We start from the raw sequence: 17,464 nt of genomic DNA on the forward strand, positions 1-17,464 counted from the left end.
GCCAGCATGACAGCCCGGCAGGGTCAACCGGCACTCTCCCGGCTGCAAATCGTGAAAAGCTGCTGACTGAGCCGGATGGGATCGAATTCCTCAACGGCTATCCGCCTCGCATTTTCGCGCAACTGTGTTCTAAGTTCCGGCGAACCCGCAATCAAGGAAACGGCTTTGGCAATTTCAAGCGGGGACTCGGAATGCGCCGCAATGCCGGCATTGTTTTTTCTCAGGTACCAGGACAGGAACGAGTCTTTCCCCGCAATTGCCAGGATTGGCCGCCCGGTTGCGAGATAATCCGCCAGCTTCGCGGTTGCGGAAGTCCGGACAAGCTCCGCTGCCCGTGTGTCCATGCTGAATGGAATCAGCAGGATGTCGGCATTTGACTGAGCCTCGACAACTTCCTCGGGCTTGGCATGCTGGTGAAGCACCACTTTGGGCCCGTCGATCCCCTCTGATCTCAAGTGATCGTGAGATTGCGCCGTATAGATATGAAGCTCGGCATCGAAATCCTTGATCGCCTCGAGTGCGGCAATGATCGAGCGGAAGACCGAATAGTTGAGGTGGTACACAGCGCCGGTGAAAACCAGTTTCACCTTTTTCCCATCAGCGGGAAACCGGGTGACGAGCGGCGGCAGGGATGAACTGTGCATCGGATTGCGCAGCACATAGCACTTCGTCTTGAAATCCCTGACAAGCTTGTCCCGCATGAACTCGTTTGGCGCGATCATGAAGCTGGCTCTGGGGACAATGAACCGCTCGATCAGCGCAATCGCCGGCATGATGTGCCGGTCTGCCCACCACTGCTCCCGGTAATCGTCAAAATAATAGAGCGCAGCCTTTACACCCAGCACCCTGGCGGCAATCAGCGTCGCCAGCGGATCGTGGTAGTCACCCGTGCAGCCGATAAGGATCTTCGGGCGGTGTTCCGGATCCCTGAAGCAGGATACGATCTGCCGTGCACGCTGGATGCTGCCATGCCAGATGCTGATCGAGGCGATGACAGGCGCGAAGAACCGGAGCAGGGGGCCGATAAACGGCCTGCTGTAATGATGGGTAAAGTAAAGCGGCAGGACCGGCTTGATCGGAGGCAGGGGGAAATAGCGTCCTCCCACATTGCCAACGAAATCGTCCGCACCTGACCGCGACGCAAGAACCGGGTGACCGATCAGCCGGTAGTGTTCGGGCGGAATTGCAGACAGCAGGCGCCTGATGACGACCGCCTGTCCGGACCACATCGGCGGAAGAAATCTGCTGGAAAAGGCAAAAAGCGGCGCCTTGGGCCGCTCCAAGGCCGGCGGCACGTTCGCCCGTCGCGCCATACCGTGCAGCACAAGGCCGAAGACCTTGAAGATGAACCACTGCGCAATCCGGCAGGCCCCGCGCAAAGGCAAGCGGAGCAGCCGGATCAGGCGCTGCAAGCCGGCCGGCCGGGTGGCGGCCCCGTCCTTTCCGCCCCACGAAGCAATAGCCTTGACCTTTTCCGAGACCTGCAGGCAGCGGTTCCGCACGCGCTGTTTCCAGTGCTCCGAGTAATGCATGGCGCCGATGCCATACAGCTTCGCCAAAATCTGGTGGCGCTCCGACTTTAGCTCGGAGGGAAGGGCAGGATCGGCCAGGGTGCGCTTGAAGGCATCGACGACCTCCACAAATATTGCGGATTTCTTTGTCTTGATACTGGCAGAATCAAGATGGTCCCGATGCGTGGCAAGCAATTTCGGCACATAGATAAGGTCGCCACGGATGGCCAGGCGCATGAAGAATTCCATGTCCCCTGCATAGCGGTATTCTTCGCGCCTTGCGCCGTAAGAGGTAATTGCGTCACGCCGGATCAGGGTGCCCGGACCAATGCCAAAATTCACATCCCGCAGCATTGAGTGAATCGTATAGGGCATCAATTTCTCGACGCGAATATACTCATGCTCCGGACCAATCCGGACCCAGTCACCATAAGCAGCAACGGCCAGTGAATTGGCTTCCAGCGCTTTTACGAGTGTCGAAATGCAGGCCGGCAGAATTGGATCGTCCGAGTTCACAACGCAGACATATTTGCCTGTCGCCTCGCTGAAACCCTGATTGACCGTCCGCCCTTCACCGCGGTTTTCTCTTGAAATGACACGCAAACGGCCAGCATACCGGCCGATCATTTCAAGGCTGCGATCAGTTGAACCATCGTCAATGACGATAATTTCAATATCGTCATAATCCTGGGCGAAAATGCTATCAATAGTTTCGCAGATCAGTTTTTCCCTATTGAACGTAGGGACGATCACAGTAACCTTTGGATTCATCTGCCTACATAACCCACCCAAAGACATAAATAGACGTGCGAGATATTTCGCCCGAAAGGCTTAAACGATCCGAACACCCCATACAACCAGAAATCTTACAGCCGCTCATAACACCAAGCTGGCTTGTTGATGACGGTGAGTTTGACGGCAGAAAAAGTATGACAGGACAACGTCTTCACTCTGTTTTTGGTACCGTCCGGCGATCGGAGCAAGATGAGGCATGCACGTCACGGTGCAAAGCCGGTCACTCTATTACACCCCGTCAGTCTCCCCAGGGTTGCTTCCGGAGCCCGGTGTCAGGGAAATGCCACCGGTGTTTGCAACATTGCACAGGCAGATCTCTGGAGCGCATACACAAGTCTGGGAATCACAGGAATTGCACGATAGTGTGCACGCCATAAATGATTGAATCTGTCAGGCAGGTCACGCACAAGCTTCATGGCGGACAAGCGCTGCAGACGAACACGGGGAGAACGCATCAGATGCAGAGTGTCCTGGTCATTGGAGCAACAGGAATGCTGGGGCATCAGTGTTGCGCGCAGCTTTCCCAGCGCTTCTCCGTGACAGGTACGGTGAGAGGTGATGCAGGTGCGTTTTCAGGCCTGCCTGCCTTCCGGAACGTGCAGCTTGCCGGCGGGATCTCCACGTCGGGCCTGGACGGGCTTGAAGCACTCCTTGCGGATCTGCGCCCGCATGCGGTCCTGAATTGCGTCGGGGTCATCAAGCAATTGGCTTCGGAAGCTTCATCCGAAACAATGATTGCCACCAATGCCCTGTTTCCGCATCAGCTGGCCCGGTTGTGCGGACTTTACGGCAGCCGCCTCATTCATTTCAGCACCGACTGCGTTTTTTCAGGCGCTGCAGGAAACTACAGGGAAGGTGACCTGACCGATGCAAGAGATGTCTATGGCCTGTCAAAGCTGCTAGGCGAAGTCACGGATGGCAACGCCCTGACGCTGAGAACGTCAATCATCGGCCTTGAACTCAATCATTTTCTCAGCCTTGCGGAGTGGGTCATCTCCAACAAGGGGGGCAAGGTGCGCGGGTTCACGAACGCAATTTTCTCCGGCTTCACGACGCCCGTCCTGGCCCGTCTCGCCGGTGACATCATCGCCTCGCATCCGGATTTGAGCGGCCTGTACCACGCCTCGGCCGAGCCAATCAGCAAGTATGACCTGGTCAAGCTCATCAATGACGAGCTGAAGCTCGGTATTGAGATTGAAGCCTATCCGGACTTCAGGTGCGACCGCTCTCTTGACAGCAGCCGGCTGCAGGATGCCATAGGTTTTCGCGCACCTTCATGGCAGCACATGATCGCCGAGCTTGGCTCACAATACGCAATCCGCGAGCAATCGCTGTAAGCGGCAGATTTTGACGGCATTCAGACGAACACGGGAACAAAAGCATGCTCACAGGCAAGAAGATACTGATCACAGGTGGCACCGGGTCTCTGGGAAAGGTCCTCATCCGGCGGCTGTTGAGCGGCGAATTCGGCACACCGGACAAGATAGTCGTCTTCTCCCGGGATGAAGCGAAGCAGCATAATCTCCGGCTTGAGTATCTGCACAAGACCGTCTCAACGGAAGAAATCGTCTATCATAATTTCGAACGTATCCTTGAGTTCGTTATCGGTGATGTGCGGGATCCCGTCCATCACCAATGCCTTGCGCGATGTGGATATCGTGTTCAATGCGGCCGCAATGAAACAGGTGCCAACCTGCGAGTATTTCCCTTACGAAGCGGTGCGCACCAACATCGATGGCTGCCAGAACATCATCCGTGCGATCCGTGAGCTGCGCCTGCCGATCGAAACTGTGGTCGGCATCTCCACGGACAAGGCCGCCAAGCCTGTGAATGTGATGGGGATGACGAAGTCTCTGCAGGAGCGCCTGTTCCTCAGCGCGAACATCTATGCGCCCCAGACCAGATTTGTCTGCGTCCGTTATGGCAATGTCCTTGCCTCGCGCGGTTCCGTCATTCCCCTGTTCCATGATCAGATCAAGAAGGGTGGCCCGGTCACAGTCACCAGTCCGGACATGACACGCTTCCTCCTGAGCCTTGATGAGGCGGTGGACGTCATCATGGCGGCGGTGAAGGACGGTGATCCGGGTGACACATTCGTGCCGCGTGTTCCCTCCAGCAATATCATGAATCTGGCGCATGGGCTGATCGAGGACAGGGATATCGAGATCAAGGTGACCGGCGTCCGCCCTGGCGAGAAGCTGCATGAGATCCTCATTTCCGAAGAGGAGGCCCTGCGCACGGTCGAACGCGGCAAGTACTATGTCATTCAGTCCATCCTGCCGGAATTGCGGAAGGGTGAGGCGGCAGCTCCTTGCCTGACCAAGGAATACAGTTCCGAAGATGATGTCATGACGGAAGATGAAATGCGTCAGCTGCTGATCGATCGCAGGCTTCGCGTAACCGATATGCTCAACTACGAAGGTGAGTTCCTCGCCTGAGATATCGGATTCGAGCACTTGCAGGGTTCATGGGAAAAGAATGAGCTGATATGGCACAGCGTCTAGATGACATGTCGAAAATGTCCCGCATCCAGTACGTGGTATACAATCGCGGTGAGCGGATGCTGCCCGGCATCACTCACTCGATGGCTGAGATCGTCAGGCATTACAGCAGCTACAAATTCTTCCATGACGCCATTGTCAGTGATCTCGAACGTGCCGGGGAACTGGGCAAGCGTCCGGTGAGCATTCTCGATCTCGGATTCGGGACAGGGCATGGCTGCCAAATGCTCGCTCAGATCCCCAATTCGAGGGTTGTCGGGATAGACAATTCCTATGCGTGCCGAAGATACGCCAGGCGCTACTATAACAGCCGCAACATCGACTATGTGATCGCCGACATTCCAGATTATCTTCGGAAAATGAAGCCTTTCGATTACGTCGTGTCACGTGGTGTGATTGAACACGTTCCCGACGGCATTGAAGAAACGATCAATGCCAGATGGACCAGCCGCCTGATGTTCGACGTGCCTTATGATGAGCCGGGCGGCATCAACGAACATCATCTGGTCTCCAACGTGACCGCTGAATCATTCCGGGACTACTCCAATGTGGAGATTTTCTACGAAGAGGTCGGCGGAGAAATCTACACAGGCGATCCCAGACCTGAAAAGCCGAACATGATCATGTGCGTCTCCTCGCGTGAAACGCTGCCTCCCCTCAGTTCTGTCCTGCAACTGCCGGTGCCGCCCTGGAGCACAAGCCTGTCCATGGCGGAGATGGCACCTCAGGTCACCTGGTGGCACAAGTTCATCGACAAGATCCACGTTCCAGCAAAATGAACGGAATTTTTCATGCCTGAACATACTTTGAAGACGGTTCTGAACCTTCTCTGGTTCTGCGTGATCTTGCCGGTTGGGTTTTTGCGCCGGCTGACGGGCCGCGGCTTGAAACAGCAAGGCTGGGTGGACGTCAGCGTTACCACCATCGACCCGGAAACTTTCAGGAGGCAATATTGAGAACCTTCTTGCGGCGGTGCAAACGGATTTTGATTGTGCCTTCCTCCTACCGCTCCTCTCTGCGGAACATGTCATTCGTCATGCGTCTTGGCGACAGGCTTCTGCTGCGGCTCATGATCCGCGCCACGCCTCTGGCCAGGGGCAACGAAGCCTCCGGGGTCAACGAAAAAACATATGTCATGTTCTGATTTTCCGGCAGAACACAGGAACAGAGCAGTTCCAGCCGTCTGATCAGGTCGAAGGGCGTGTTCGAAGCCGGCCGGTCTGACGGGCCATCCTTGCTTGTGCCCTGCCGCATTTGGGCCATTGAATACCTTACTATGTTGTTCACTCAATAAGGGTTTGAGCAGAATGAAAATTGCCACGATCCTCGGAACCCGTCCGGAAATCATTCGCTTGAGCCGGATCATTCCCAAGCTGGATGCGGTCTCAGAGCACGTTCTGATCCATACCGGCCAGAACTACACGCCAAGCCTGAGCGACAACTTTCTCAAGGAATTCGACATCCGGGAGCCGGATCACTTTCTTGGCGTGAAGGCTGACACGGCTGCGGGCATTATTGCGCAGGTGATTGAAAGAACGGACCGCATTCTTGAGGCAGAAAAGCCGGACCGCATCCTGATCCTGGGTGACACGAACTCAGGCCTCGCAGCCATACCGGCGCAGCGCCGCGGGATTCCGGTGTTTCATATGGAGGCAGGCAACCGCTGCTACGACATCCGTGTGCCGGAGGAGGGCAACAGACGGATCATCGACCATTCAAGCGAGATTCTTCTGCCCTACACCGAAGGGAGCAGGCGCATACTGCTGGCAGAGGGCATTCCCTCGAACCGGGTTTATGTCACCGGCAATCCGATCAAGGAAGTTCTGGACCACTACCAGAGCGAAATAGACAGATCCGTGATTCTGGCCGATCTCGGGCTGGGTGCCAAGGACTACATCCTGGCGACCCTCCACAGGGCGGAGAACGTGGATTCTCCGGACCGGCTGGCTACCTTTATCGAAGGCTTCAACAGGGTTGCAGAGACATTCGGCAAGCCGGTTGTGGTCAGCACACATCCGCGCACGCGCGACAAGATGACCCGCTTCGGCATTACGGGCAGCAGCAATGTCCGCTTTCTCGAGCCCTTCGGTTTCTTTGATTTCGTTCACCTGGAGAAGCAGGCCCTTTGCGTGCTCAGCGACAGCGGCACCGTGCAGGAGGAATGCTGCCTTCTCAACATTCCGACCGTCACGTTGCGTGATACGACCGAGCGCCCGGAGACGATCGACTGCGGAAGCAACATTCTCAGTGGCTGCGATGCCGGCCGCATTCTGGAATGCGTGCGTGCAGCCCTGGCATTTCCTCCAAGCTGGACGGCACCCCGCGAGTATCTGCAAACCAATGTCAGTGACGTTGTAACGCGTATCCTCCTTACCCATTTTATGGGCAGGACGGGTTCCTGACGGAGATTTTGATGACAAATTCGACTGGAGCAGAACCAGCCCCAAGTCATGCGGACGTAAGAAACTTCGACAACAATCAGAAGACCGATGCGGCCTTTCGGGAAGCTCTGCACCACAACAATGTTGTTCTTGACATCGGATGCGGGCTCAATCCTTTTTCCATGTTCACTCCGGGCATTCATTTGGCCGTTGAGCCATGGGGGCAGTATCATCCGCTTCTGAGAAAGCGGTTTTCGAACGTTCCGGGATTTGTTCTTCTGAATTTCCTTGTTCCGGAGGGGCTGAGTGTTCTTCCGGACAAGTCAGCTGACAGCGTCTTCATGTTTGACGTAATCGAACACCTCGACAAGGATCAGGGGCATTTGCTGCTGGCGGAGGCGGAACGGATCGCCCGCGATCAGATCGGGATATTTACCCCGCTCGGCTTCATTGACCAGTCATATGAGGCAGATGACAAGGATGCCTGGGGCTTTGACAACACGCTTTTGCAAACACACAGATCCGGATGGACACCATCCGACTTCGGGCCCGGCTGGCAATGCTTCGTTTGCGATACCTATCATAGCCATCCCGGCCGGGAGCTGAGCTTCGGAGCATTCTTTGCCCTGAAAACCCTGACTGGCCGGGATCTGCAGCGTGAGAGTGCTGCCCCCAGAACCGCCGGAGAGCACCTTTGATTGACAGGCAGAATTCCAGTGAAAGCCTTGCCCCGGAAAATGCGATCCAGCAACTGGCCCAAGTGATCGAATCTGGCCCGGTTGTACTCAGCGTTGGTTCTGGGCCGGTCGACCGCCGGCTGTTTCGCCCCGAAATGCTGATCGAGGCACGAATCCGCAACTGGTCCTCTCCAGCTTCCCAGCTCCCGGAAGACGGCGCCTTCAGTGCAGAGCCGGAACTGTGCGAACGCAGGACCGAGCTTCTTCTTGCAGATTCTGACGCCCTCTCGATCTTTCCGGACAAGACGGCCGACATCGCAGTTCTTGCCGGTGATCTTGCGCTCCTGGACAGGGCCGAAGGGTGGACGGTGATCGAACACCTGCTCCGTATTGCGCGGCGCCAGGCTGTCATTCCTTGCGGAGTTTCCGTCTCTTCCCAGGGCGAACATTCGCCCGGCAGCACAGGGACGGTCTGGCGCCCGGAGGATTTTGATGGAACCTGGCAGATTGTCTTTCAGCCGGAGCAGATCCCGGCTGTGCCAGGGGACGCGCGGCCGTTTTATGCCATCCGGACGTTTCCCAAGCCGGGTTACCGCTACAGGTTCAGCCGCAAGACCCTTGTCATTGCCGAAACGGCCTTGCCGCAAGGTCGGTTTGAAAAGCGTGCACCTGAAGAAAGCGAATTGGAGGGCGCCCTCTACAGCATATTCAAGGATGTTGAGCCTTCTTCTTTCATGATTTCCGGAACCTGGGATTTTCAGCCTTACCCGGCAAATTCCATGTATGACCCTGCCGTGCTTGCCGAAAGGCGCCATCCCATCCAGTATATCTATATGCCCGGCATGTTGAACCATGCGCAGGAAGTTATAGAAAGTCAGAACTTCTCCGAAATTTCAGAAATCTCTGAAATACCGCCGCTCATTACGCATTTGGCGGAGAATTATTATGAAAAGATATTCAAGCCTCTGGAGATAGATTTCTTTCTCTATATCGGCAGGCCAAACATTGCAGCTTTCTGCCTTATCTATCTGATGGAAAAATATGGCATAAAGATCAGGATTCTTGACTACGAACCTGCAACGGCTTCGAACGGACAGCTTTATTTGCGTTATGCTGAGCGTTTCAAGGTCAAGACAGCCCTCGAGCGGATGGACTCTTTTGCTGTCAACCTGACATCCTCCTGGGAACGTCCTGCCATGCCGATGCCGCAAGTGAACCCGCCGGAGGAAGAGACGGAACCTGCTGCTCAGGCCCCGGCTCCTGTGCAGGTGGACCTTGCGCCCTTCCCGTTCCTGAGGCGGCTGGAACTGACCCCGGCTCCGGACGCATCGCAGCTGGATCTCTATCTGTCCGGCTGTAAGCTTGAAATTGCGCCCGCCCCCCACACGACAGTCAGGGGGCTTCAGGTGCGCGGCAGTTTCATGTTGAAGGGAGCGGGCACGGACAAATTCAAGCTGAAGGCAATCCGGGTCATCTGGGACACCGAAACGCTTTCAGAGACCAGTTATTGGGGTCATTCCGCCACAGCCTCAAGCTACAGCTTTTCGATCAACGCAGGTCTCATCGGGACGGGGCCACACTGTGACCTGACGGTCGTTCTTTATCTGGAGAACGCTGAGGCTGAGGAGGATCTCCCTCATGCCGTCTATTTCAGCGCAGGGACGATCAAGGTCGAGCGTGTGGCTCCTGCATGGAGCCGTGACAGCGCCGGGGATCCGGTGGCGATCCATCCGCTCCTTGTGTCTGGACTGGGCCGCAGCGGCACGACGCTGCTGATGAAGCTCCTGCTGTCTCACCCCAAGATCGCCGGCTGGGATGTTCATCCCTATGAAGGTCAGGCAGCCCAGTACTGGCTGAATGCTGCCCGCATTCTGCTGCAGCCCCGCGATGTCCGGCCGGACGTTCCGGTGACGGCATTTCAGCAGGCCATGAACAAGATCTTCCGCAATCCGTTCCTCTCTCATCCGTTCATGGCGGATCCGGCAGAGCACAATCCGGTTCTGGAATGGGCCGATCATACCCATGTTCCTCAGACAATCGAGTTCTTCAAACGTCAGATTGACCAATATTACAAGGCACTCGCCAAGGAATGCGGGAAAGAGGGCGCCGTGTTCTTCGCAGAGAAGACACAGCCGAACATGCACTCCGAGATCTTCAATGAAGTCTACAGGAATCCGGCAGAGCTGACACTTGTCCGGCATCCATTCGACGTGCTTTGTTCTGTCCGATCATTTTTCCCGCAAGTGGAGTTCTACAAGACGGATGAATATATTTCTGCGCTCAATCTCGGTTATGAGCGCATGCTTTACAGGCTTGATCTGGAAGACCGCAGGAACAAGGTGATCCTGTATGAGGACATGATCTCTTCACCGCAGGAAACAATGTCCGGTGTGTTTAAGTTCATTGGGCTGGAGGCATTTGAAATGCCTGCCTCAGGCGCAACGGATGGGGCGGCGAATTCACACATCACCAGCGCCAGTTCGGAAAGCTCCGTCCATCGCTGGAAGCAGGACCTGTCCGCGAGCGATCAGGAACTGGCAAAAGCGGTGTTTGAGAGCACGATGAAGAAGATGGCAATGCATTTGCCGGGCTTCGATCCGGGATATCCTGTCTGATACCAGGGCGCTGATGCCAAGTCTCGATGAGTTCGACTCATCGGGACTTGGTCAAGCACCTGCAGCGCTTGGGCTCCCCCACGGCGGGGCCGGCTCGTTATCAGAAAAGTTCGCGGTATACGGCCCGCGTCTGCTCGATAATCGCCTCTTCCGCAAATTCCGCCTCTGCTTTGTGCCGTCCGGCCTCGCCCATGCGGGCGCAGGTGGCGGGGTCCTGAAGCAGGCGGCGGATGGCGGCAGTGAGAGAGGCGGCATTGCGCGGCTCCACCAGCAGGCCGGTGACCCCGTCTTCCACGGCCTCGCTGCAGCCGGGCATGGTGGTGGTCACAACGGGCCGGGCACAGGCCATCGCCTCGATCACCACCTTGGGAATGCCTTCGCCATAATAGGAGGGCAGACAGAAGATATGCGTGGCGGCCAGAACCTCAGGCATGTCGGACCGGTAGCCCCACCATTCCACCACGCCCTCGGCCACCCAGGCCTCAAGCTGCTGGTGGGATACGGATGAGGGGTTCTTTTCATCCGGGCGGCCAGTCAGCACGAAGCGTGCAGACACACCGTCCGCCCGCAGCCGGCGCGCCGCTTCCACAAACTCGCCAATGCCCTTGTCCCACAGCAGGCGCGAGGCCAGCAGCACAACGGGCGCGCCGTCCGGCAGCGGCGTGGCGGCATAGCTGGAGAGATTGACCCCGGCACTGCGGATCAGGCGAACCTGCGACGGGTCAAGCAACCCATTGTGGGTGAGGGCGGCCGCATCATGCCCGTTCTGCACGATGACCCGGCTGCGCGGGTTGCCCAGAAGCAGGTGAAAGAGGCCACGCATCACGGGCCGCAGAATCCGGGCCTTGCGCGAGGTGGAGGAAAACACAAAACCGAGGCCGGCGAGGGCGTTGACGATGGCCGGAACGCCGGTCAGCCGCGCTGCCAGCGCGCCATAAAGCACCGGCTTCAACGCCACATGATGCACCAGAGTGGGCTTCTCGGCGCGGTAGATCTGCATCAGTTCGGCAATGGACCGCAGATCCCGGAACGGATTGAGGCCGGAACGGTCCATGTGCTGAAGCGGGATCACGCGCACCCCTTCAGCGGAGATCACCGCCTCGTCCCCGTTGGTCCGTGTTGCCAGGACCACCTCATGCCCGGCCCGCACCAGCGCCGCCGCCAGCGGCAGCCTGTGTGAGCGGAAGTACCAGTCTTCCGAAACAACAAACAGGATTTTCAGCTTAGGCAATGACATGAAAACCAGTATGGGATGACGGGAATGCTCCACCTTCGCTCAACCCTTACGGATGTTTGGCAGGCAGGGCAAGTGAACTTGCAGAGGCTGCGCACTTGCATGCGCGGCTTCCGCCTCATAATTGCTTGTGATCATCGCGCGCCAGCCTGCTGCGCGGGAGCCAATGATATACCATGTCCATGCAGGAGTTCCGTCCATCGGCCACTGCCCGCTTAGAAGAACCCATATGACGGCAACGATTCCGCTGACCTTTGTCATTCCCTCCTATGGCCGCCAGCAGAAACTGGAGCGGGCGGTGGCGAGCATTCTGGCGCAAGGCGTGCTGCCGGAGGAGATCATCGTCGTTGATGATGCCTCGCCGGAACCTCTTGTGCTGCCGGAGGCGGTGGCTGCAACGGGCCGGGTGCGGCTGATCCGCCAGCCGGTCAATGGCGGGGCGGCGCAAGCGCGCAACACAGGGATGGAAGCGGCGCGCACGGACTGGGTGAGCTTCCTCGACAGCGACGACTGGCTGCTGCCGGACACGCTGCAGCCGCGCTGGCACTTTCTGCAGGAGGGGGAGGACCGGACGGCGGAAAAAGGACGCACGGTCTATGGCTGCGGCTGGCAGGACACTCTTCCCGATGGCACGGTGCTGCGCGAGCGTATCCCCCTGCCCGCCCATGGGCCGGCGGATTTCTTCCGCGGCTGCTGGTTCTCGCCCGGCTCCTGCATCATCCTCAACCGGCAGGAGGTGCTGCGGCTCGCAGGCGGGGCGGATGGCAGCCTGCGGCGGCTTGAGGATTATGAGTGGTTCGTGCGCATCGGTCTGGCGGGTTTTGTGCTGAAGGTGCAGGACATGGCCGGAGCCGGTATCGAACGGGGCAGCAACACCAGCCTTGCCGCCGTCAGCGCGGCGGCGGATGCCATCAGCCTGCGCATTGCCGGTCTCACGAGGGACCGGCAGGACAAGGCGGTTTTGCGGCGGCGGGCCAATGCCTATCTGCGCTATGAAAGGGCGGCATCGGCCTGGCGGGAAAAGCGCCTTGCGGCCTTCGCCCTGCTGATGGCCGGTTCCCTTGCCGCAAGCCCCAGGCTGAAGCTCTCTCCCCTGCCCGGCTGGACACTGCGCCATGCCCCGGCACCCCGGGTCAGACCCTGACCCGTGCCTTCACCTTGCGCCACAGCAGGCCGCATGTGGCCCGCGGATGCCGGCGCATGGCCTCGGCCAAGGCCCGGAAGGCAAGGCCATGGCTGCGGTTGCGCACCGCGCCATTGAGCAGCCGCATGAGAAAATCGCACATCACCGTTTCGCGCCGTGCCTGCGGGCTCAGCTGCCCGTAGTGTTGCCAGGCTGTCTCCAGCTCATCACGGGCGGCGAGCGACAGATGCGCGTGGCGCAGCACGAAGAGGGCGGCCTCCACATCCTGGCGCAGATGCGCGGGAACGGCCTCGATCAGTCCCGCGTGCAGCTTTTCCGCCCCGGCGGTGGGGTCGGCCAAGCCCGCCACACGGGCCCGGTGCGCCAGCAGGGCGACCATGGTGCCCAGTTCCTGCGTATTCCTATGGACAGCGGACACATTGGCGCCGTGCATGCGGTAGTTCAGCAAGGGCTGCGGCAGGTTGGCGATGCCATAGCCCAGCTCGCTGATGCGCAGCCACAGGTCATAGTCTTCACAATGGGAAAAAAGCTTGCGGTAGCCTCCGGCCTTCAGCACGGCCTCGCGGCGCATCATGACGGTGGGGTGGGCCACGGGACAGCCATGTTCCATGAAACGCGCTGCCTCCGCCACGCTGACCGGATAGTCTCCCAGACGAATGGTCCGGCCGGCCTTGTCCATGATGCGGATGAAGCTGCCCAGCACGCCCAGTTCCGGCTCGGCTTCCATCCGGGCATGCTGAAGGGCAAAGCGCTTGGGCATGGCCACGTCATCGGCGTCCATACGGGCGATGAGCCCGGCCTGCGCCCGTTCGATACCCTCGTTCAGCGCCGAGACAAGGCCGCCGTTCGCCCGCTCCACCAGCACGATGCGCGGGTCCTGTGCGGCAAGCTCCCGCAGGATGGCACCGCTGCCATCGGTCGAGCCGTCATTGATGATGATCAGCTCGAATTCCGTGAAGGTCTGCGCCAGAATGCTCTCCACGGCCTCGCGCACATAGGCTTCGCCGTTGTAGACCGGCAGAACGGCACTGATGGCGGGCTTCTGGCTCATTTCAGCAGGATCCAGTCATCAGGGTAAAGGTCGAGCACGTTGCAGCCGGCCAGCTTGTCCGGGGTGAACCAGCGGGCCGGGGCGATGACGCGCTTGTCCTCGGCGGGGTTCAGCCAGGCGCCCCACCAGGAATAGGAGCTGTTGGCCGTGATGTTGTGGCGGCAGCGCGCCATCAGGAACATGTCTTCCCAGGGGGCAGACGGATCGGAGCGCACCACATGGGCGCGCGGCAGGCCGGCAAAGGCCTCCGCGATGAAATCCGGCTCGTCGGAGAAGAGAAAGAACTCCGCCTCCGGCCCCGCCAGATCCTGCATCAGGGCGACGGCCCGGTCATAATAGCCCCGGTCCAGTGCCGCATGCACGGCGGAGGCCGCCGCCGTCAGATAGTCGCCCCGGCGCACATGCAGGGAGACGCTGCAGGGCGCGGCGGCAATCCTTGCCGCCCAGCCGGCGGCCAGATCCGTCAGCGGCGCCTTGGGCTGGAACCGCTCGCGCAGCAGCGCCTCGGCGCCTTCGAAATAGCGCGGGCTCTGGAAATAGCCGTCGAGCAGGATTTCATTTCCCGTCAGGCTGAAGACCGCAGGATCGAAATGGAAATGCGGCTCCCGGTAGACGCCTTCGCGGAAGCTGCTGCCGCCTTTCAGCTTGCGGAGTACACGGGCAGGCAGCGAGGCGGAGACAGGCCCGGCCAGCGGCGCGCCGGTGTAAAGATCCTGCGGCACCTTCAGGCAATCGAGCTGATAGGGCCAGGCCTTGTAGGCCTCAAAGGCAGACACATCCAGCAGCAGGGCCCTGCCCTGCCGCTCCGCCAGCCCCAGCGCGCCCGCATACTGGAACATCTGGTTCCCAAGCCCACCCAGCAGGCGGATGGCTACCGTGCCGTTCTTGCCAGAATTACCGGTCATTCAACCCCGCCTTGCGCTTCATGCGCCGCCATAGAATACCAAGAACTGCCGAGCCGACTTCAAGCCAGAAATGCAGGGCATTGCGAAAGATCGAACGGGTCAGCGCGCTCTCGTCTGCCGCAAGGCTGCGGTAGAAGCCCGCCGCCTCTGCCGGCGTGCGCAGGACGGGAAGCACCGCATCCACCGCCCGCTGCCGCAGGCTCTCCCGGAAGCGCCGGTCTCCGCCGGTCAGCTCTTCCCACTTTGAATAGACCAGCATGTGCTGACGGAAAAACCGGATGGCGCGCTCCGGCGCGGGACGGCGCTGTGCGCTCTGGTCATGCACCCGGATGCCCACCACGGCCTCGGGGGTGAAATCCACCTTGCTGATGCGGGCAAGCCTGATCCAAAGATCCCAGTCCTCGCCATGGAACAGCCGCTCATCGAAATGACCTGCCCTGTCCAGAACATCCCGGCGCACCATGACGCTGGAGGCAGAGCCGGACAGGACATAGCCTTCCAGCAGCAGCGGCATGAAGATGTCGCCGCGCTGCTTCGGCGGCACCACATTGCGGTCTGACAGGTGCCCGTCCTGTGCATCGATGAAAAAGTAGGATGAATGCACGAAGCCGGTCTCGGGCCCGCCGCGTTCGAAAGCCTCCATCTGCCGCTCCAGCTTCTCCGGCAGCCAGATGTCATCCGCATCCAGAAACGCAATGAACGGCGCCGACGAGGCCGCAATGCCTGCGTTGCGGGCAGCAGAAACGCCCGCATGGGGCAGCTTCAGACAGGTAATACGGTCATCGGTGCGCATCAGGTCTTCGACAGCCCGGACTGTTCCGTCTGTCGATCCGTCATCGGCCACAATGATGCGGGAAACCGGCAGCGTCTGCGACTGGACTGACTGCAGAGCTTTGGCAATATACGCTTCGCCGTTGAAGACGGGTATGACGGCGTCGATCTCACGGCCGCCCATGTGACCTGCCCGCATCTTCCCGGCGCACCCATGATTTCCAGACAAACGGGTAGCGCCATTGCAGCTTATGGGTCTGCCGGAGGCGTTTGGCCAGTTGTCTGTATTGGTCCCGCGCGCCCGGCACATGCAGGTGGAACTGCACCTGAATATGCTTGATCGAGGCAATCCTGCCGGTATCAATCAGCCGGTTCAGCAGCGCATATTCACCGCCCTCGATGTTGAGCTTGGCAAGATGCCACTCGTCGGTGCCGCACTGGCTGAGAAACCGCTCGGCATCCCACAACGTCACCTGCACCCTCTGGCCGCCTGAGGAGCCGAAAGCACCGGAGGCATCTGCGTCAAGATCAAACTCGGCCACCTCGTCCTTGTCCGAAAGGCCTGCCTCATGGACACGGACACGCGTGTCACCGGCAAACCGCTCCTCGATCTGGGCAGCAAATTTCGACACGGGTTCGAACACGGTCACATTCGCATTGCAGAGCTCGACAAAGCGGGCGGCAAAATCCCCGGCATATCCTCCGACGTCGAGGATGTTTGCGCCTGACGGCAAATCATACTGGAAGCGGACGTCATCCTGCGGATTGTGCCGGATCCATCTCTGGTGAGATCTGTAGAATTCGTCCGTCAGATATTTCCAGTAATGCTGCGTCTTTACTTTTACAAAATGCGCTTTGTATTTGAGAAAGCGAAGGGACTTCCGCAGCATCGGCATCTGCCCGATCCGGTGTTGAAGCCACAGCTTCAGCTTTGCGGTCAATGGCAGGAAATGGCTCTCCGGATGCAGCGTCCTCGCCCGCCTCTGAGCGGCACCGGCGTCTGCAGCCAGAAGGTCCCGGGCAGTCTTCGCCAGCAGGCCGAAAACATTGTGCTCATGCATGACCCGGCGGCGCGCTTCCAGCAGATGCTCCCGGCGCTGTTCCGCCAGATCCGAGCCAATCACCTTCCTGATGATCTCCACCGCCTCGTCAGGCTCGTAGATGTTGATTGGCTGCAAGGCCTCTTCCGGGAAGTAGTCCTTGATATTCGGGCATCCGTGATAAATCGGGAAAGTCAGCGTCAGATAAGGGTCGGCAAGCTTCTCGGTCCAATAGTCCTCGATTGCACAGTTTTCGAGGGCGATATGATATCTGTAATCGTCCAGAACATCACGCTTGTCTGCGAAATCGGCGATACCTCGTCCGAAAACATCCACCTGATCGCCCAGAGCTTCTTTAAGCTTGGCAACGAAGGCGAGCCTTGCGCGGTGTTCAGCCGTGAAGGCCTTGTCCGATGACACAACGGACACAAGCCTGGTCTTGCGCGGCTCATGCGCCTCGAATTCCTCAAAGGTCATGGGAGTATCGAGGAGTTTGCCCCCTGCCGTCATGCTGCCCGCATGCCAGGGAAGACCGGCCTGAACGAAAATCCGGTTGGGATGCGCAGTGTCCCGGTCAGAGGTGATGACAGCGTCGAACTGTGCCAGAAAGGCAGGATTGTACCGCTTCACATTTTCCGGCTCGGAAGCCACGAAAACCGCAGGAACAGGCCGTTTCAGGACAAGCCTGCCCTCCGGAAGGGCGTCGTAGACGAAGACGATATCGGCCTCGTCGACCGGCACGAAGAACTCGGCACCGTCAAACGCAGGCTGTCCGCCCGGCAGCTGACGCTCCCAAGGCCAGCTTGCATGCAAGGTGACAAAAGCTGCCTTGATCATCG

The 17,464-nt window shown here is 59.0% G+C and carries 14 protein-coding genes and 1 pseudogene; 9 read left to right on the plus strand and 6 right to left on the minus strand.

The window, feature by feature from the left end; all coding sequences use genetic code 11:
- Positions 1-23: 23 nt before the first annotated feature.
- The gene (locus AC0CMF_RS15865; protein ID WP_163001433.1) at positions 24-2,282 is read right to left on the minus strand and encodes a glycosyltransferase; all 2,259 of its coding nucleotides are present in this window, start codon (positions 2,280-2,282) and stop codon (positions 24-26) included.
- A gap of 482 nt (positions 2,283-2,764) precedes the next feature.
- Here AC0CMF_RS15865 and AC0CMF_RS15870 point away from each other — a divergent pair, with 482 nt between their 5' ends.
- The 8 genes and pseudogenes from AC0CMF_RS15870 to AC0CMF_RS15905 all read left to right on the plus strand — a co-directional run bounded on the left by AC0CMF_RS15870 (position 2,765) and on the right by AC0CMF_RS15905 (position 10,480).
- On the plus strand, positions 2,765-3,643 hold the full coding sequence (locus AC0CMF_RS15870) for a dTDP-4-dehydrorhamnose reductase family protein (protein ID WP_058900576.1): 879 nt from the start codon (positions 2,765-2,767) through the stop codon (positions 3,641-3,643).
- 44 nt (positions 3,644-3,687) lie between these two features.
- Positions 3,688-3,870, plus strand: a pseudogene (locus AC0CMF_RS15875) (polysaccharide biosynthesis protein); the annotation flags it as partial.
- 46 nt (positions 3,871-3,916) lie between these two features.
- On the plus strand, positions 3,917-4,744 hold the full coding sequence (locus AC0CMF_RS15880) for a polysaccharide biosynthesis protein (RefSeq protein WP_472482125.1): 828 nt from the start codon (positions 3,917-3,919) through the stop codon (positions 4,742-4,744).
- A 50-nt stretch (positions 4,745-4,794) separates the two neighbouring features.
- A complete protein-coding gene (locus AC0CMF_RS15885; protein WP_082675890.1) occupies positions 4,795-5,586 on the plus strand; it encodes a class I SAM-dependent methyltransferase in 792 nt (263 codons plus the stop codon).
- A gap of 12 nt (positions 5,587-5,598) precedes the next feature.
- The gene (locus tag AC0CMF_RS15890; RefSeq protein WP_157757099.1) at positions 5,599-5,763 is read left to right on the plus strand and encodes a hypothetical protein; all 165 of its coding nucleotides are present in this window, start codon (positions 5,599-5,601) and stop codon (positions 5,761-5,763) included.
- Positions 5,764-6,114: 351 nt separating this feature from the next.
- Positions 6,115-7,209, plus strand: coding sequence for a non-hydrolyzing UDP-N-acetylglucosamine 2-epimerase (gene wecB / locus AC0CMF_RS15895; RefSeq protein WP_122522402.1), 1,095 nt, complete (start codon positions 6,115-6,117; stop codon positions 7,207-7,209).
- 11 nt (positions 7,210-7,220) lie between these two features.
- Positions 7,221-7,886: a methyltransferase domain-containing protein gene (locus tag AC0CMF_RS15900; protein ID WP_472482128.1), complete on the plus strand. Its 666-nt coding sequence runs from the start codon at positions 7,221-7,223 to the stop codon at positions 7,884-7,886.
- Positions 7,883-10,480: a sulfotransferase gene (locus AC0CMF_RS15905; RefSeq protein WP_472482129.1), complete on the plus strand. Its 2,598-nt coding sequence runs from the start codon at positions 7,883-7,885 to the stop codon at positions 10,478-10,480. The genes AC0CMF_RS15900 and AC0CMF_RS15905 overlap by 4 nt, the downstream gene beginning before the upstream one ends.
- A gap of 100 nt (positions 10,481-10,580) precedes the next feature.
- Here AC0CMF_RS15905 and AC0CMF_RS15910 read toward each other — a convergent pair whose 3' ends face one another.
- Positions 10,581-11,717: a glycosyltransferase family 4 protein gene (locus AC0CMF_RS15910; RefSeq protein ID WP_472482131.1), complete on the minus strand. Its 1,137-nt coding sequence runs from the start codon at positions 11,715-11,717 to the stop codon at positions 10,581-10,583.
- 226 nt (positions 11,718-11,943) lie between these two features.
- Here AC0CMF_RS15910 and AC0CMF_RS15915 point away from each other — a divergent pair, with 226 nt between their 5' ends.
- Entirely contained in the window at positions 11,944-12,858 is a 915-nt protein-coding gene (locus AC0CMF_RS15915) for a glycosyltransferase family 2 protein (protein WP_050473585.1), read from the plus strand.
- Here AC0CMF_RS15915 and AC0CMF_RS15920 read toward each other — a convergent pair.
- Genes AC0CMF_RS15920 through AC0CMF_RS15935 form a run of 4 tightly spaced genes read right to left on the minus strand, consistent with a single transcriptional unit; the run spans position 12,848 to position 17,462 of the window.
- A complete protein-coding gene (locus tag AC0CMF_RS15920) occupies positions 12,848-13,909 on the minus strand; it encodes a glycosyltransferase (RefSeq protein ID WP_472482133.1) in 1,062 nt (353 codons plus the stop codon). The two genes, AC0CMF_RS15915 and AC0CMF_RS15920, sit on opposite strands and share 11 nt — an antisense overlap.
- The gene (locus AC0CMF_RS15925) at positions 13,906-14,814 is read right to left on the minus strand and encodes an alpha-1,2-fucosyltransferase (RefSeq protein ID WP_472482135.1); all 909 of its coding nucleotides are present in this window, start codon (positions 14,812-14,814) and stop codon (positions 13,906-13,908) included. The genes AC0CMF_RS15920 and AC0CMF_RS15925 overlap by 4 nt, the downstream gene beginning before the upstream one ends.
- Positions 14,804-15,769 carry a glycosyltransferase family 2 protein gene (locus AC0CMF_RS15930; protein WP_472482137.1) on the minus strand — a complete coding sequence of 322 codons (966 nt, stop codon included), beginning with the start codon at positions 15,767-15,769 and terminating at the stop codon, positions 14,804-14,806. Before AC0CMF_RS15930 ends, AC0CMF_RS15925 begins: the two co-directional genes overlap by 11 nt.
- The gene (locus tag AC0CMF_RS15935) at positions 15,756-17,462 is read right to left on the minus strand and encodes an FkbM family methyltransferase (protein ID WP_472482139.1); all 1,707 of its coding nucleotides are present in this window, start codon (positions 17,460-17,462) and stop codon (positions 15,756-15,758) included. The genes AC0CMF_RS15930 and AC0CMF_RS15935 overlap by 14 nt, the downstream gene beginning before the upstream one ends.
- Between the last annotated feature and the right edge of the window lie 2 nt (positions 17,463-17,464).

This window comes from Pannonibacter sp. CBAS1226 (genome assembly GCF_055685825.1).

Bases quoted from the DNA above. Each gene is read 5' to 3' on its own strand.
- AC0CMF_RS15915 (WP_050473585.1), top strand. From the start codon at position 11,944: ATGACGGCAACGATTCCGCTGACCTTTGTCATTCCCTCCTATGGCCGC.
- AC0CMF_RS15865 (WP_163001433.1), bottom strand. From the start codon at position 2,282: ATGAATCCAAAGGTTACTGTGATCGTCCCTACGTTCAATAGGGAAAAA.
- AC0CMF_RS15900 (WP_472482128.1), top strand. From the start codon at position 7,221: ATGACAAATTCGACTGGAGCAGAACCAGCCCCAAGTCATGCGGACGTA.
- AC0CMF_RS15880 (WP_472482125.1), top strand. From the start codon at position 3,917: ATGTGCGGGATCCCGTCCATCACCAATGCCTTGCGCGATGTGGATATC.
- AC0CMF_RS15870 (WP_058900576.1), top strand. From the start codon at position 2,765: ATGCAGAGTGTCCTGGTCATTGGAGCAACAGGAATGCTGGGGCATCAG.
- AC0CMF_RS15890 (WP_157757099.1), top strand. From the start codon at position 5,599: ATGCCTGAACATACTTTGAAGACGGTTCTGAACCTTCTCTGGTTCTGC.
- AC0CMF_RS15925 (WP_472482135.1), bottom strand. From the start codon at position 14,814: ATGACCGGTAATTCTGGCAAGAACGGCACGGTAGCCATCCGCCTGCTG.
- AC0CMF_RS15920 (WP_472482133.1), bottom strand. From the start codon at position 13,909: ATGAGCCAGAAGCCCGCCATCAGTGCCGTTCTGCCGGTCTACAACGGC.
- AC0CMF_RS15910 (WP_472482131.1), bottom strand. From the start codon at position 11,717: ATGTCATTGCCTAAGCTGAAAATCCTGTTTGTTGTTTCGGAAGACTGG.
- wecB (WP_122522402.1), top strand. From the start codon at position 6,115: ATGAAAATTGCCACGATCCTCGGAACCCGTCCGGAAATCATTCGCTTG.
- AC0CMF_RS15935 (WP_472482139.1), bottom strand. From the start codon at position 17,462: ATGATCAAGGCAGCTTTTGTCACCTTGCATGCAAGCTGGCCTTGGGAG.
- AC0CMF_RS15930 (WP_472482137.1), bottom strand. From the start codon at position 15,769: ATGGGCGGCCGTGAGATCGACGCCGTCATACCCGTCTTCAACGGCGAA.
- AC0CMF_RS15885 (WP_082675890.1), top strand. From the start codon at position 4,795: ATGGCACAGCGTCTAGATGACATGTCGAAAATGTCCCGCATCCAGTAC.